This is a genomic window from Embleya sp. L77, assembly GCF_055557415.1.
Genome location: NZ_CM145709.1, coordinates 3,063,409 through 3,078,321 on the forward strand (window position 1 = coordinate 3,063,409; position 14,913 = coordinate 3,078,321).

Below are 14,913 nucleotides of genomic sequence, written 5' to 3' on the forward strand. Positions count from 1 at the left end.
CCCACCACCCGGCCACCGGGTGCTTCCCCGACACCCCACGCACCGCACGGGGAAGCACCCGAGGCCGCCCGCGCTGCCCGGGACCCTGCTCCGCCGTGCCGAGACGGCGCGGTCGACGACAGGGCCGCGCCCCCGCGATGCGTCGAAGCGCCGCCCGCCAAACGAGGGACACGCCCTTACCGGGGCAGCGGTGGCGTCCCTACCGTTCCTGGCAGGCGTCACAGGACGCCGGTGACACCCTACGGAGAAGACATGCGCAAGATCCTCATGTCGCTCGGCGCGCCGGCCGCCGCCGGCGTGCTCGCCCTGGCCCTGACCACGTCCGCGCAGGCGGCCACCGGCACCCTGTACATGACACAGGCCGGACAGACCACGGCCTACACCGACCCGAAACAGGGCCTGTGCGTCTCCAGCGACCCGGCGAAGGGCGACGTCACCTTCGTCAACAGGACGAACGGCTTGGCCTGGACCTACTCCAGGCCCGGATGCGACAACGCGTACCAGGTCGACTACCTCCGCGTCGGCCAGAGGCTCACCCTCCGCGCAGGATGGTCGATCCGCATGCTCCAGTGACCCGAACCCACCCCGCGCGCCCCGGTCTCCCCGATGACCACCCGACGCGGCCGAATAGTCGGTCACTGGTCAAACCTCGGTGGCAATCGATCAAGGTTCGATGCCAAGGACACCGGCGGGCTGTCGGATTCGCTCGGACAGATCACCGACCACCTTCTCCACCGGCCGCGATCCGGTGGAGGGACACGTAGGTCTGTGGAGCGCACTCGACCGTCTGCCCACGGAGACGTGGGATGCCGAGATCGCCTGGCGACGCGGCATGGCGGGCGCCGTCGACGCGTTGGCCGCCGATCTGGAGCACGGTCGCCTCCCGTTCCCTCGGTGCCGCGCCGAGCAGGAGGGTCTTGCCCTGGCCATGACGGACGCCGCAGTCACACTCGTCGAGGACCCCGACCTGGTCGCCGACGAGGTCGCCGCTCTTCCGGCCGACCCCATGGACTACGACTGGACGGGTTGCCGACGACACCTGCTGACCACGCGCGGCACCCGCGGTGCGGCCCCGCAGCAGTGGTTCACGCCCTTTCCGGACGTCGAACCCCGCTGAGCGTGGCCCGACCACGGGAGGGCGTGCGCGCACCGAAACGACTGACGACGAAGCGTTGCCGCGCCCTGCCGGACGGCGGTCGGCGGCAGGCTCACCGGGTGCGTCCGGGCCCGCTCCGCCAAGGCGCATCCGCCGTAGTCCGGCCCAGATGTCATCCGGCGGCGCCGTGCCTGGTGTCGACGGGCGCTCGATGTCGCGGCGGATGGGTCAGAGCGCCGGGACTCGGAGCGGTCGCTCTGGGACCATCGACACGAGACTTCCCGTCAGGCCCACGAAGAAGGGAACGGACATGGCTGTCAACGGCGCCTGGTTCAGCCTCATGGTGACATCGGGGGCGCTGGCCTTCAGCGTTTCCGTGATGTTGTGGCAGGCGCGGAGGCTGCGCGACGCGGTGCAATGGCAGACGGCCCGATCGCTGGCTGCACAGCGTGGCTTCTATCGCCAGATGGTGCTCGCGGCCCGTTGCGCCGGTGCGGTGTTCGTATGCAATGTCGTGTATTTTCTCGCGCTATGAGGGCGGGGCCGTCCGGTCCGAGGTAGTGCTCGGCGTACACCGCGACGCCGTCTTCGTCGTACCGGTGAACCGCTTCTCCGGCTCGTGGTCCGCCGGGATCCCGCCCGAGATCCGGTCGAGGCGTCGCGGGCCGGGGGTCGAACACGAGAACGGCCACACGGCCCCGAGTGTGGCGCGCTGCCAGGACCCGACAGCAGGTATCGGCGAGTTCCGCCGGTGCCGGTGGACCCGTTCGGAGGGAGCCTCCGCGACAAGCGGCAGCGTCCCGATCGCCCGGATGGAACGCCGGGGTCAGGAGCGGCCCCGAATGCGGTCCAAGTCCGCGTCCAGAACGGCGAGGTCCGGGTGATCCCGCAATTGCTGTTCATGCGCCCAGTCCGCAAGGTCCGCCTTGTGTGCAGCCCGTACCTCGTCGACGCTGGTGTCGGTGAGGATCGCGAGCAGATCCGCGTCCTCAACGCGCAGTCCGCGGTATCGGTTGGCGGGAGCGTAGTAGGACACCACTTCAACAGGGAGGCCGGAGCCGGCTGCGGCGAGTTTCTCCACCAACCACCGCCGGAACGGCGTGTCCTGCTCGGCCCAGTAAGGGTCGTAGTCGTCGTACTCGTCATCGTCGAAATCGGGACCGAAGTCGGGCATGCATGCGTCCTCTCACTGCCACGACGGGACGGCACCGATGATGCCGTCGCAGGGAACGGAGCCGCAGCAGGATCCGCCGGCGGTACCTCGTACGGGTCGAGCCCGCCTCCGCTCCGGGGCCGGGGCACCGATGGGGCGCCGCACACGGCCGGCTGTCCGCACCACGAATACGGCCGACGTTCCTAACCGGCGCCCGCACGGTGCCCCCGTGAAAGAACTCGACGAAGACGTCGCCGACTTCGTCGACGGGATGGGATCACCCCGGGGCTGCCTCATCCGCCGCGAACGCCGTCGCCAGGACGGTGAGAGTAGCGGCGTTGCTCAGCCTGCACATCGGGTGCTGGCTCGCGAATATCCCCGGCCTGCGCACGGCGTCGGCGCGATCGACGGTCTTGAGCCACCGAATCGGCAGGACGTACTCCGCGAGGTCGGGATCGCTCTCGTCCCCCGCGTGCCGATACGTGCCCACGAGCTCCTGATCGGACAACCGCACCGCACCGTCGCCCACCATAGCCTCGGCGAAGCGGGTCGGCTCGCCGCTGACCTCACCGACACCGACATACCCGACCTTCGGGATGTACACGTTGACCCGATCCCCCAGCCGCGGGCGACGGAGGCCCTGACTGAACCACTTGCCGCCACCGGCGGACACGAAGCCATACACGCGGGCGTCGTCCCAGGACCGGGTGCCGTCCTCACCAAAGGCCGAGTACCAGTCGCGTCCGTTCCATGGCTCGCGGGTCGCGGACTTCCCCGCCCGAGGGGCAGGTGCGACCTTGGCCTCGTCACGCAGCCAGGTCCGCGCGAGGTATTGGTGCCCCTCATCCTCGTAGTAGTGGAAGAACACGGCGTTGACCGGCGCCCCGAGATCCGCGAGGTAGCCCACGATCCGCTCGGTCGCCTCGTCCAGGCGCGCCGCCACGATCGTCACCCGATGCGCGACGTTCAGCTCCTCCGGCGCCGCAACACCGAACCGGGCCTCGAACGCGGCCTCGAACGTGGTGTCGTCGGCGGCGCGAAAGTCGGCGAAGATCCGCAGGATTTGTGCGTGGGAGAGAGAGGCTGCCCAGGAGGCATAGTCAAGCGCCTGGGCAATCACCTCGCGCGGAGTCCGGTCGCGCTTGAGCTCCAGGACCCGCAGCGACCCCTCGCCATCCACACCCAGCAGGTCCACGAACCCGCCGTGAGCGGTGGGCACCTGACGCCCGATCAGGAGTAGTGGTTCCCCCAGGATGTCCGGATCGGCGACGATCACATCCTCAAGATCGCGCTCCAGCGGCACGGTTGCGGACCGCATGCGTCGAGGCCGTCCTGTGTCGTCCATCCGCCAGATTGCCACCTCGGTCGGCATGCTCCTCCAGTCCATCGGCAACGTCGTCCACAGGAGCAACTGCCGCCTGTCGTCGTTTTGTTCCGCCGATTCCTGGACCATCGCGTCGCCACTGCCTCACGACCCACCGCAATCCGGATGTGGGGAGGTTCGCCCGGCCAGCATCGCGCTCCGCAATCGATAGCGCTCGCGAAGGCACACTCATCCGAAGCCCATAACAGTCAATGCGTGGCGGTCATGGGCCACTTCCGGCACGGCGGATTCTCATCCGCCCACCAGGCGGTATCGGAGTATTCCGCGGCCTCAAGACACTAGGGCGTGTTCCGGCCGATGCGAGGCGAGTGCGACGCGCGGCCCGTCGATAGCGGGGTTCAGGCGCGCCGATCCCAGGACGAATCCCGCGATAAAACGCGACGGGGGTTGCAGGCACAAGAATTCGTGGGCGGGTAGCCCCACACCCGAAGGAGGATTATTCAATTTACGCGAGCGAACTGGTCCGGCTTCTTTGAATATTTGGAGACCCTGCCGTGGCCGACCCCTCACACGGTGCAGATTCTCTTGCGGGACCAGGACGACGACTGCTTCGGGTTGTGGATGATCTTCGACAGGAAGCTGACCGAGGTTGCGCTGCCCGCGACCAAGCGATTCTAGGGCTCAAACAGTGTGATGGGCTATCTCGCCCGAACAGACGGCCCTCCTGCAGAGTATTGATAGTCGGTCCGGTTTCACTGGGCCCGGCTCGCCGGGACGCGGACGAGGTCCGGTCGCGCGGCGTGGTGGTGGGAGTGTGAGGGACGCGCCGCCCGGCGTACAACCATTCCAATTGACCGTCTGTTCGCACCTCCGTACCGGCCAGATTCGGGTCGACAAGTTCCTCGATGGGCCTAGACGCAGACCAGCATTGCGGCCCGCTTCTCGCCGGGCAGTTCGGTCATCTGCGATTGCGCGGCTTCGACGGTCCAGGGCAGAGGCAGCGCGGGTTCCGGAGGTCTCGTGGGGTCGGCCGGCCCCGGGGGTTCGCAGCCGGCGTTGTCGTCCTCGTTCCTTGAACCGGGGAAACCGGGGGCGCGAACGCGCGTAGGCGCAGGGAACCTACGGGTCGTTTGGTGACGTGGACAAGGAAAATCACTGTGATGCAGTTCATACACAAAGAGTGATCATGTCGACAAGACGAGATGTCTGATTTGAGCCTTCGCGTCTTGTCGGCCTATCGAGTCCAATAGCCCGTTTGGTGACGCGATCGACTCCTGAGCGACACGTTCCGTTGTAGTGACGCATCCCACATTCATGCCGGAAAGCACCATTGCCGACGTCGCCACCGGCCCGTACCGTGCGCCCCACGTTCGATCTTTCGCCTGCTCGGGGGCGGGGTCCGTCTGGGTGGGGAGTTGCGTCGTCATGCGTAGAAGAGCGCGGGGATCGAGGTTGCGGCGAAAGAGCCGATTACGTCCGCTCCGCGGACTCGTGATCGAGGCAACCCCCCTGGCCCTTACGGCCGGCACCGGAACGGCACATACCGCCGACTGGATCGAGAACACGCCGGACGCCGGCACCTGGCCTCCGGACCCGCTGCCCAAGACGAAGTCGGTCAACGGCTCGGAGGCACCGGCGAACACCGGCGAGCCCCTGACCGGTGTCGACCACCGCCTGTGGAAACCCGGCAAAACCACGTGGCTCAAACCCACCGAGGCCGAAACCACCGCCGGCAACACCGCCCCGGCAACCGGCGTACGCGGCACGTCCCCGCTGCCGACCTTCCCCACCGAGGGCTACGCCCCCGGAACCCCGGTATGGGGCACCACCTCGAACACGGACGCACCCGAGTCACCGCGCCCGGGCACCCCCACCACCCACGCCCGGGCCCCGGCAACTAAAGCCGGCGCCCCGGGCCAGGACCACCCGGACCCGCAGGACGGTTCGTCCCCCACGCTGTGGCTGAACTCGATCACCCGCACCGCCGCCGACGGCGCCAAGAAGATCGAATTGCCGTCGGTGGACTTCGAGGGCCGATTCATGCACAAAAGCGTCGAGGCCGGCGGCGGCGACCTCGCCCCGCCGACGAACCGCCGGTGCATGACGGTGATCACCGGCGGGGCCAAGGCCGGTTTCGGCCGGCTCCGATTCCTGGATCTCTGCCGATCCGACGGCCAAGGTTGCCCACGGACGAGCCGGAAAAAGAAAAGCAACTCGGCTCGTTCCAACCGAAATCCCCTATTCCGAGAAGGCGCTTCCATGCCCGAAAAGAACCGTCGAAAAGCCTCCCAAGGATTGATGACGCTCGCCATGGCGGTGGCCGTCGTCGCGGGAGGAGCTGCAAGCGCCCATGCTGATCAAGGTAATTCTGCTACCAAACGGGTCGATTACCGGGGATACATATTCGACGTCCCTACAAATTGGCCGGTAGTGGACTTGGCCCAGGACCCGACAACCTGCGTTCGATTCGATCGCAATGCCGTCTATCTGGGAACTCCGGGAGTCGCCCAAAATTGCCCCGGCAAGGTGTTCGGCAAAAGGGAGGCGATCCTCGTGGAGCCGGCCTCGTCGCCGGGCCCCGCGCGGGCCACCGAGAACGCCACCGCCCGTGAGTTCACCGTCGACGCGCCGCGGATCAAGGTGACGGCGACCTACGACGCCGACCGCGCCGCCGTTCGGGCGGTCCTGTCCGGTGCCGCGCTGCCCGATCCGCGTCCGGCGATGCCGCAACAATCGGCCCCGTCGGCGGATCAGGGCCTGCACACAGCCGCTGCCACCCCGAACACCACCAACTACATCGGCAAGGGCTTCGACGCCTGCGCCGCGCCGAGTTCGAACACGATGAACGCCTGGCGCAACAACTCGCCGTATCGCTCGGTGGGCATCTACATCGGCGGCGCGGAGCGCGGTTGCTCCCAGCCCAACCTGACCGCCGGCTGGGTCCAGCAACAGGCCGCCGCCGGCTGGCACTTCATGCCGCTGTACGTCGGCGTCCAGGCGCCCGGGATCACCTCGCCGGCATCCCAGGGCACCGCCGCCGCCGGCGACGCCATCAACCAGGCCGCCGCGCTGGGCCTCGGCCCCGGCAGCCTCCTCTATTACGACATGGAGGCGTACAGTGCGAGCCTGCGCCCCAAGGTGCTTCAGTTCCTGTCCGCCTGGACCACCGAACTCCACGCCCGGGGCTACAAGTCGGCGGTCTACAGCAGCTCCGACAGCGGCATCAAGGACCTCGCCAACAACGTCGGCAGCGGTTATGTGATGCCCGACGTGATCTTCAGCGCGTTGTGGAACAACGTCGCCAACACCGCGGACCCGGCAGTCCCGTCGAACCTGTGGGCCGACCACCAGCGCGTTCACCAGTACACCGGCAACGTCACCGAGACGTACGGCGGCGTGTCGATCAACATCGACCGCGACTACGTCGACCTCGCACTCCAGACTTCCCCGCCGTCGATGGTGCTGAATTGGTATCTGTCGGATTCGGCGACGTCCGAGGTCGCGACGATCGCGAGTTTCAGTTACGGCAATACTCCGATGGTGCCGTTGTCGGGTAACTGGGACGGGGTGGGTGGGGATACTCCTGCGGCGTATGATCCGGCGGCGAGTCGTTTCCATCTCTCGAATGATTTCGCGGGTGGTGTGGCGGGGGATTCGGTTTCCTTCGGGAGTACGGGTGACCGTCCGGTCGTCGGTGACTGGGACGGGGACGGCCGTGACGACGTCGGTGTGTATCACCCTTCGACGGCGACGTTCTATCTGCGCATGGCCGGTGGGAATGTGACGTCGTTCGTATTCGGTGTGGGGGAGGACTGGCGGCCCATTGCCGGTGACTGGACCGGTAAGGGATTCGACACCGTCGGGTTGTACAGCCCTTCGACTCGGACCTTCTATCTGCTGAACAGCCATGCTGCGGGTGATGCCGACACGACCGTGGCTTTGGGTGATGTGGGAGACGTTCCCCTTGCCGGTGACTGGGACGGCAACGGGACCGACGAGATCGGCGTCTACCGGCCGGGCGATACCAATTTCTACTTCCGCCTCGGTGAGACCAACATTCCTCACGTCCGTTACGGCGACGCGGGCTTCACTCCGCTCACCGGCGACTGGGACGGCAACGGGACCAGCACCCAAGGCGCCACCGCCACCTGAGCCACCGTCGAATCGGCTCTTCCGCGTCAGCTGCGGATAGCCCGACGTACCCACTTCACTCACCGATCAGAGGTTACGTATGTCCGCTACCAAGTTCCGTAGGCGTGCCCTCGCCACCGTCGGAATCCTCTTCGCCACGACAGCGGCCATAGCCGGTGGGGCGACCTCCGCGCACGCTGCGACGCCGGGCTTTCAGATGCCCTTCGCGTGCAACCAGGCATGGACCGGTGATTCGCGAGCCGGCCACAGCCCGTCCCGAGAATCGATCGACTGGACGCGATCTGCGGGCACGGTCAACCAGCCGGTGTTGGCCAGCGCCGAGGGCACGGTCAGCCTCGTCGCCGACAGGGGGTCGACGAGTTACGGCAAGTATGTGGTGATCGACCACGGTGACGGCTGGAAGACGCTCTACGCACACCTGAACGGCTTCAACGTGAGCCAGGGCAGCCACGTCGAGCGTGGCCACAAGATCGGCATCGTCGGCAGTACCGGAAATTCGACGGGGCCTCACCTGCATTACGAGCAGCTGCGCGACGGCACCGTACAGCGGGCGGTTCTCAACGGCGTCGCCTTCTCCGAAGGCAGCACGGTGGTGAGCAAGAACTGCCCGGACGACGGTCCGCCACCGTCGAAGGTGCTGAATTGGTATCTGTCGGATTCTGCGACGTCCGAGGTCGCGACGATCGCGAGTTTCAGTTACGGCAATACTCCGATGGTGCCGTTGTCGGGTAACTGGGACGGGGTGGGTGGGGATACTCCTGCGGCGTATGATCCGGCGGCGAGTCGTTTCCATCTCTCGAATGATTTCGCGGGTGGTGTGGCGGGGGATTCGGTTTCCTTCGGGAGTACGGGTGACCGTCCGGTCGTCGGTGACTGGGACGGGGACGGCCGTGACGACGTCGGTGTGTATCACCCTTCGACGGCGACGTTCTATCTGCGCATGGCCGGTGGGAATGTGACGTCGTTCGTATTCGGTGTGGGGGAGGACTGGCGGCCCATTGCCGGTGACTGGACCGGTAAGGGATTCGACACCGTCGGGTTGTACAGCCCTTCGACTCGGACCTTCTATCTGCTGAACAGCCATGCTGCGGGTGATGCCGACACGACCGTGGCTTTGGGTGATGTGGGAGACGTTCCCCTTGCCGGTGACTGGGACGGCAACGGGACCGACGAGATCGGCGTCTACCGGCCGGGCGATACCAATTTCTACTTCCGCCTCGGTGAGACCAACATCCCTCACGTCCGTTACGGCGACACGGGCTTCACCCCGCTCACCGGCGACTGGGACGGCAACGGGACCAGCACCCAAGGCGCCACCGCCACCTGAGAGGGCTCTCGCCGACAGCGGGCGCGCTCGAAGAGGACAAGCAACCACATTCCCCGGCAGTGCGGTGTCGACCGCGCGGTATTCCGGCGGCGACACCGCATGCCCGGATCCTTGAAAAGGATTGGACCTCGATGCTCAGCAAGAAGAGCACTCGCTCTTTCGTTTCCCTTTCCCTCCTGTCCGCGACGATCTTCGGTTGCCTGAGTGTCCAGCAGGCCGAAGCCGCTTCCTCTCGCGGCGATTCCATCACTCGTTCCGAGGTGCTCGACCGCGCGAACAACTGGTACGACCGGGATATTCAATACAACCAGGGGGCTTACGCGTCGGACCCCGACAACAGCGGTCACACGTATCGCCAGGACTGTTCCGGGCTCGTGGCCATGGCCTGGCATCTTCCGAGCACGAACTTCAATACGGATTCACTCGACCAGCGTTCCGTTTCCACCCGCATCAGCCGAAACGACCTCCGACCCGGCGATGTCCTGGACAACGACCCCGGTGACGGCGTGACGCGCGCGGAAGGCCACATCGTCATCTTCACCGGTTGGATCGACAAGGCCGCAGGCAGCTTCACATTCATTCACCAGTCCAACTCACGTACAGACATGGCGAAAAGCAGCGGCAACTTCAACAACGCGACGTTGGCCGGTCATCCCATGTGGGAGTACTTCGCGCTTCGCTACAACAAGATAATCGATGACACGCCGCCGGCTCAGAAGGTCATGAATTGGTATCTGTCGGATTCTGCGACGTCCGAGGTCGCGACGATCGCGAGTTTCAGTTACGGCAATACTCCGATGGTGCCGTTGTCGGGTAACTGGGACGGGGTGGGTGGGGATACTCCTGCGGCGTACGATCCGGCGGCGAGTCGTTTCCATCTCTCGAATGATTTCGCGGGTGGTGTGGCGGAGGATTCGGTTTCCTTCGGGAGTACGGGTGACCGTCCGGTCGTCGGTGACTGGGACGGGGACGGCCGTGACGACGTCGGTGTGTATCACCCTTCGACGGCGACGTTCTATCTGCGCATGGCCGGTGGGAGCGTGACGTCGTTCGTATTCGGTGTGGGGGAGGACTGGCGGCCCATTGCCGGTGACTGGACCGGTAAGGGATTCGACACCGTCGGGTTGTACAGCCCTTCGACTCGGACCTTCTATCTGCTGAACAGCCATGCTGCGGGTGATGCCGACACGACCGTGGCTTTGGGTGATGTGGGAGACGTTCCCCTCGCCGGTGACTGGGACGGCAACGGGACCGACGAGATCGGCGTCTACCGGCCGGGCGATACCAATTTCTACTTCCGCCTCGGTGAGACCAACATCCCTCACGTCCGTTACGGCGACACGGGCTTCACTCCGCTCACCGGCGACTGGGACGGCAACGGGACCAGCACCCAAGGCACCACCGCCACGGACTGATTCGCAGGTTGAATTTCCTTGTGTAGCAACGGCGTTCGCACGAAACGAGGAAGAGATGTCGAGTAAGGTTCGCCGCGCGGCGGCGGTCGTCGTGGCCGGGATAGTAGGAAGCATCGGCCTCGTGACACTGCCTGGCTCCGCCGGAGCGGCCTCGGTCGCCACATGGGACAAACTGGCCCAGTGTGAGAGCTCGGGTCGCTGGGATGCCAACACCGGGAACGGCTACTACGGAGGCGTGCAATTCTCGGCCTCCACGTGGCGTGAGTTCGGGGGAACCCAGTACGCCCCACTGGCGCATCAAGCCACCAAGAAGGAACAGATACTCATCGCCGAAAAGGTGCTCGCGAAGCAAAAGGAAGGTGCATGGCCCCTGTGCGGTCCTCGCGTCGGGCTCGGGGCGGACCACGCCGACCCTTATCCCGAGACGCCGCCGGCTCAGAAGGTCATGAATTGGTATCTGTCGGATTCTGCGACGTCCGAGGTCGCGACGATCGCGAGTTTCAGTTACGGCAATACTCCGATGGTGCCGTTGTCGGGTAACTGGGACGGGGTGGGTGGGGATACTCCTGCGGCGTATGATCCGGCGGCGAGTCGTTTCCATCTCTCGAATGATTTCGCGGGTGGTGTGGCGGGGGATTCGGTTTCCTTCGGGAGTACGGGTGACCGTCCGGTCGTCGGTGACTGGGACGGGGACGGCCGTGACGACGTCGGTGTGTATCACCCTTCGACGGCGACGTTCTATCTGCGCATGGCCGGTGGGAATGTGACGTCGTTCGTATTCGGTGTGGGGGAGGACTGGCGGCCCATTGCCGGTGACTGGACCGGTAAGGGATTCGACACCGTCGGGTTGTACAGCCCTTCGACTCGGACCTTCTATCTGCTGAACAGCCATGCTGCGGGTGATGCCGACACGACCGTGGCTTTGGGTGATGTGGGAGACGTTCCCCTCGCCGGTGACTGGGACGGCAACGGGACCGACGAGATCGGCGTCTACCGGCCGGGCGATACCAATTTCTACTTCCGCCTCGGTGAGACCAACATCCCTCACGTCCGTTACGGCGACACGGGCTTCACTCCGCTCACCGGCGACTGGGACGGCAACGGGACCAGCACCCAAGGCACCACCGCCACCTGAGCCACGGACGTGAAATGTTGGAGGGCGGGGGCGTTGATCCCTCACCCTCCGGCACGAAGGTGTCAAAGATGAGATCGAAGGCCGCTGAGATCGAAGGCGACGCAAAGTCCGCATGCTTCCTGCACAGCGTTTCGCGCTTCTACGCCTGACGCGGTGATGCAGGGCCACGATTCACGTTAAGCCGACAATGGGCGGTGGTCAGAAGGTCATGGCCTCCGCCGTGGCGAGGAAGTTCCTGCGCGGGTCCGGTGAAATCGCGAAGCAGGCTCGTCGCGACCGTCCACGCGTCGCCGTCGTCACGGAGGTGATGGCTGTGTTCGTGACTTGCGGAGGCGACCTCGCCGCCGAGGAGCTGAACCCCAGGAACATGCGCGTCCGCGTCCGGGCCGACGAGGCCACCGCCTTGCTCGGTAGCGGCGAACCCCTCGCCGAAGCCGCCACCGCGCCGGCCGAGTAGGCCCGGCACCGGCGCACCACCGAGACCGAGGGCGGGCAACCCCCGGTCGAGAACCCCGAGTCCGGGGTTCTCGACCGGGGGTTCCCCGTTTTGGACGGGCCTTAGCAGCGGGAGGACCGGTCCGCCGTGGGTGCGGCGCGGCCTGATTCCTGCCGACTTCGGGCGTGGGGCCCGCGTGGCCGCCGGGGCACTCTCGGACGCGGGGCACGGGTTTCGGCCGGGCGTCGTTCTCCCGTTGGTTGTCTTCGGGGCGGAGCCGTCCCGTTCGCGGTGGGGTCGCAGGACCGGCGCGCGTGTCCTGCAGCGGGACCGCCCGGGTGGTGGAGCGGTCTTCGCCTTTGTCGATCGAAGCGGTGGCCTGGTTCCTCTGGGCGTGGTGCGGGCCTCGTGGGTGTGCCGGGTCGCGTCGGAAGTCTCGCGTGTTGCATCTCGTCGCAATCCGACCAAGCATTCTTCACCCTGTTCTGACCCGTGCCGGAGGGTTGCGGTCTCAACGATGACGGCTCTGACTCGTTGTGATCACGGCGTGCCGGGACGGTTCTCTTGATTTCGGACTTCGAGCAGCCGGCGGAGGCGCCGGATCTCCGCAACGAGGCGGGGGATGTCGTGGCGGGCGTTGGCGATGAACCGGGCGTTCTCGTCCCAGCGTTTGTCGGCGACGTCGACGTAGCGGGGGTCCTGGACGAGGGTCGCGGCCACGATTTGTTCGTGGTCGAAGTCCGGCCATCGCTCACCGAGCCCGGTGTCCGGGACAGTGCTGACGGCGACGAAGCTCATGGCTTCGTCGTCGTCGAGTTGTCGCACGTGCCATGGACCGGGGGTCGTGGCCGCGGCGAGTTCCTCGATCTCGGTGAGGTCTTCGTCGGTGAGAGGCTCGGGAGTATCCATCCGGACGTCGGCTCCTTGCTTTCGAACATGGTTGCGTGAAGCATGCCTCGGCGCGGACCGGGACGGCCAGGGAGAATTCGCCGACGCAGATGGGATGGAGTAGGAATCGGCCGGGTTGGATGGGATGGTGCTCGGCACCTCGCCTCGCTCCGGCGAGTCACGGTCGTCCCGTTGAGGCTCGTGATCAGCACCATCGATCACGCTTCGATCGGCACGACGCAGGTCACCGTTCCCGAGGCCGCCCTCACCCGCCACGATCCGCCCCCGCACCTGTGGTCGACACCGCCGACTGTGATTCACGGTGCCGGCGGCGGGGCGGCATTGGTCGGGAGCGAGGTTGCCCCGACCACTGGCATGTCACACCGCGACCAACTGCCGCTGGCGGTCACGGTCTTCGTTCCCCGCGTCCTGCTGCTTGTCCGGCTGGGTTCGCAAGTAGTTGTCCCGGAGCGGTGTTTCGGAAGGCCCGGTCGCCCAGGGCCGGTTGATCCGACTGGTGACCTCGGGTTCGTCCTCGGGGCACGAGGCAACGAAAGGTCGGCCGCCGACTCGTTGGCGTATGGGATGGCGTCGAAACCGTTCACCCCGAGCAGCTACCGAAGCCGACGCGGAGACCTTGCACCGACTTCGCGACCGCCGCGGCCCCGCGGATCGCCGGCTTCGTCTCCCGCTCCGGAACCCCGGCCGTCACCGCCACGCCGGCCCGGGGCCGGGACGAAGTACGAGGGGCGGAAACCGCGGCCCGCCCCGAGACGGCGGGAGCCGGCCGAGAGGGTACCGGCTCGGGGTGTCGATCGTCTCGTGGATCCTCCGTTTCCCTTCGTCCCGGAGAGAGCCGGGACGCGTCGCGCCCGAGTCGGGAAACCCCCGACGCAGTCGGCACCGGCGAACTCGGCCGTACCGGAGACGGTCCGGGTGTACGACCCGTGACTCCCGTCCGGGAAATCGGGCTTGGCGGTCGGACGGCCGAGGTAGACCCAGGGCGGCGGACCGCGGCCCGAAGGCGGCCGGCTAGGAGTTGTCCGGCCGATCATGTTCGGAGCCAGATGACGAGGGCTGCTGCGGTCGCGGTTCCGAGGAAGACGTAGCCGCGTTTGTCGTAGCGGGTGGCGACGGCTCGGGCCTGCTTGAGCCGGTTGATCGCCCGTTCGATGGTGTTGCGCTTCTTGTACCGCTCCTCGTCGAAGCCGGGTGGCCGCCCGCCGCGCGAGCCTTTGCGCAGGCGGGCGGCCCGGCTGTCGGTCTTCTCCGGAATCGTGTGTCGGATACCCCGCCGCCGCAGATACCTGCGGCAGGGTCCGTTGCTGTACGCCTTGTCCGCGGCGAGGCTGTCGGGTTTCCCGCGTGGCCTGCCGGGCCCGATCCGCGGGACGCGGATCTTCTCCAACACGGGCGCGAGTTGCGTGCAGTCGGCCCGTTGTCCCGGTGTGACGACCAGGGACAGCGGGCGGCAGCGGCCGTCCGCGCTCAGGTGGAGCTTGGTGGTGAACCCGCCCCGCGAGCGGCCCAGGCCCTCGCCTCCCGCACCACCTCCACCAGGCGGACGACGAGGCTCTGCCACGGCGTTTCGCCCTGGTGTTCCACCGCCGCATCCCCTTTTGAGGCGGGAATCGGTGGCGGGTCGGTGCGGGCGCCCGCCGCGTGCTGGTGCGCCCGCACGACGGTGGAGTCGACCGAGACGTCCCAGTCGATCGCACCCGCGGCGTCGGCCTCGGCCTGCACCTGCCGGAGCAGACGTTCCCAGGTGCCGTCCGCCGACCACAGTCGGTGGCGTTCGTAGACCGTCTTCCAGGGCCCGAACCGCTCCGGCAGATCACGCCACTGAACCCCGGTCCGCACCCGGTGCAGGATCCCGTCGATCACCTGCCGGTGATCCCGCCACCTGCCACAACGCCCGTTGCCCACCGGCAGGAACGGCCGCAACCGCTCCCACTCCGCATCCGTCAGATCACCCCGCCCCATGCCC

The 14,913-nt window shown here is 66.7% G+C and carries 12 protein-coding genes; 8 read left to right on the forward strand and 4 right to left on the reverse strand.

The genetic code is table 11. From position 1 onward, the window contains the following. The first annotated feature begins 252 nt into the window (after nucleotides 1-252). The 3 genes from ACZOOI_RS12885 to ACZOOI_RS12895 all read left to right on the forward strand — a co-directional run bounded on the left by ACZOOI_RS12885 (nucleotide 253) and on the right by ACZOOI_RS12895 (nucleotide 1,631). Complete coding sequence (locus ACZOOI_RS12885) at nucleotides 253-573, forward strand: hypothetical protein (RefSeq protein ID WP_465280782.1); 321 nt, start codon at nucleotides 253-255, stop codon at nucleotides 571-573. 100 nt (nucleotides 574-673) lie between these two features. Continuing rightward, a complete protein-coding gene (locus tag ACZOOI_RS12890; RefSeq protein ID WP_465280783.1) occupies nucleotides 674-1,117 on the forward strand; it encodes a hypothetical protein in 444 nt (147 codons plus the stop codon). A gap of 289 nt (nucleotides 1,118-1,406) precedes the next feature. Further along, nucleotides 1,407-1,631 carry a hypothetical protein gene (locus ACZOOI_RS12895; RefSeq protein WP_465280784.1) on the forward strand — a complete coding sequence of 75 codons (225 nt, stop codon included), beginning with the start codon at nucleotides 1,407-1,409 and terminating at the stop codon, nucleotides 1,629-1,631. Between the two features lie 291 nt (nucleotides 1,632-1,922). On the opposite strand, the gene ACZOOI_RS12900 is transcribed toward ACZOOI_RS12895, so the two are convergent. Together ACZOOI_RS12900 and ACZOOI_RS12905 are read right to left on the reverse strand one after the other, a co-directional pair. Then, nucleotides 1,923-2,270 (reverse strand): hypothetical protein, encoded by a 348-nt coding sequence (locus ACZOOI_RS12900; protein ID WP_465280785.1) that lies wholly within the window; start codon nucleotides 2,268-2,270, stop codon nucleotides 1,923-1,925. Nucleotides 2,271-2,526: 256 nt separating this feature from the next. Next, on the reverse strand, nucleotides 2,527-3,567 hold the full coding sequence (locus ACZOOI_RS12905; protein WP_465280786.1) for an endonuclease NucS domain-containing protein: 1,041 nt from the start codon (nucleotides 3,565-3,567) through the stop codon (nucleotides 2,527-2,529). Nucleotides 3,568-4,887: 1,320 nt separating this feature from the next. Here ACZOOI_RS12905 and ACZOOI_RS12910 point away from each other — a divergent pair. The 5 genes from ACZOOI_RS12910 to ACZOOI_RS12930 all read left to right on the forward strand — a co-directional run bounded on the left by ACZOOI_RS12910 (nucleotide 4,888) and on the right by ACZOOI_RS12930 (nucleotide 12,059). Continuing rightward, nucleotides 4,888-7,725 carry a DUF1906 domain-containing protein gene (locus tag ACZOOI_RS12910; RefSeq protein WP_465280787.1) on the forward strand — a complete coding sequence of 946 codons (2,838 nt, stop codon included), beginning with the start codon at nucleotides 4,888-4,890 and terminating at the stop codon, nucleotides 7,723-7,725. A gap of 79 nt (nucleotides 7,726-7,804) precedes the next feature. After that, complete coding sequence (locus ACZOOI_RS12915; RefSeq protein WP_465280788.1) at nucleotides 7,805-9,052, forward strand: M23 family metallopeptidase; 1,248 nt, start codon at nucleotides 7,805-7,807, stop codon at nucleotides 9,050-9,052. A gap of 131 nt (nucleotides 9,053-9,183) precedes the next feature. Beyond that, entirely contained in the window at nucleotides 9,184-10,467 is a 1,284-nt protein-coding gene (locus tag ACZOOI_RS12920; protein WP_465280789.1) for a hypothetical protein, read from the forward strand. A gap of 55 nt (nucleotides 10,468-10,522) precedes the next feature. Beyond that, on the forward strand, nucleotides 10,523-11,602 hold the full coding sequence (locus ACZOOI_RS12925) for a transglycosylase family protein (RefSeq protein ID WP_465280790.1): 1,080 nt from the start codon (nucleotides 10,523-10,525) through the stop codon (nucleotides 11,600-11,602). A gap of 208 nt (nucleotides 11,603-11,810) precedes the next feature. Further along, nucleotides 11,811-12,059 carry a hypothetical protein gene (locus tag ACZOOI_RS12930; protein WP_465280791.1) on the forward strand — a complete coding sequence of 83 codons (249 nt, stop codon included), beginning with the start codon at nucleotides 11,811-11,813 and terminating at the stop codon, nucleotides 12,057-12,059. A gap of 519 nt (nucleotides 12,060-12,578) precedes the next feature. Here the strand turns inward: ACZOOI_RS12930 and ACZOOI_RS12935 are convergent. Both ACZOOI_RS12935 and ACZOOI_RS12940 read right to left on the reverse strand, forming a co-directional pair. Further along, nucleotides 12,579-12,947 carry a hypothetical protein gene (locus ACZOOI_RS12935; protein WP_465280792.1) on the reverse strand — a complete coding sequence of 123 codons (369 nt, stop codon included), beginning with the start codon at nucleotides 12,945-12,947 and terminating at the stop codon, nucleotides 12,579-12,581. Nucleotides 12,948-13,977: 1,030 nt separating this feature from the next. Further along, nucleotides 13,978-14,909, reverse strand: a protein-coding gene (locus ACZOOI_RS12940) for an IS5 family transposase (protein ID WP_465281178.1) whose coding sequence is annotated in 2 segments (ribosomal slippage) — nucleotides 13,978-14,571 and nucleotides 14,574-14,909 — 930 coding nt in all. Because the reading frame shifts where the segments join, the coding sequence is not laid out codon by codon here. Nucleotides 14,910-14,913: the final 4 nt, after the last annotated feature.

Bases quoted from the DNA above. Each gene is read 5' to 3' on its own strand.
- ACZOOI_RS12885 (WP_465280782.1), top strand. From the start codon at position 253: ATGCGCAAGATCCTCATGTCGCTCGGCGCGCCGGCCGCCGCCGGCGTG.
- ACZOOI_RS12890 (WP_465280783.1), top strand. From the start codon at position 674: ATGCCAAGGACACCGGCGGGCTGTCGGATTCGCTCGGACAGATCACCG.
- ACZOOI_RS12895 (WP_465280784.1), top strand. From the start codon at position 1,407: ATGGCTGTCAACGGCGCCTGGTTCAGCCTCATGGTGACATCGGGGGCG.
- ACZOOI_RS12900 (WP_465280785.1), bottom strand. From the start codon at position 2,270: ATGCCCGACTTCGGTCCCGATTTCGACGATGACGAGTACGACGACTAC.
- ACZOOI_RS12905 (WP_465280786.1), bottom strand. From the start codon at position 3,567: ATGCGGTCCGCAACCGTGCCGCTGGAGCGCGATCTTGAGGATGTGATC.
- ACZOOI_RS12910 (WP_465280787.1), top strand. From the start codon at position 4,888: ATGCCGGAAAGCACCATTGCCGACGTCGCCACCGGCCCGTACCGTGCG.
- ACZOOI_RS12915 (WP_465280788.1), top strand. From the start codon at position 7,805: ATGTCCGCTACCAAGTTCCGTAGGCGTGCCCTCGCCACCGTCGGAATC.
- ACZOOI_RS12920 (WP_465280789.1), top strand. From the start codon at position 9,184: ATGCTCAGCAAGAAGAGCACTCGCTCTTTCGTTTCCCTTTCCCTCCTG.
- ACZOOI_RS12925 (WP_465280790.1), top strand. From the start codon at position 10,523: ATGTCGAGTAAGGTTCGCCGCGCGGCGGCGGTCGTCGTGGCCGGGATA.
- ACZOOI_RS12930 (WP_465280791.1), top strand. From the start codon at position 11,811: ATGGCCTCCGCCGTGGCGAGGAAGTTCCTGCGCGGGTCCGGTGAAATC.
- ACZOOI_RS12935 (WP_465280792.1), bottom strand. From the start codon at position 12,947: ATGGATACTCCCGAGCCTCTCACCGACGAAGACCTCACCGAGATCGAG.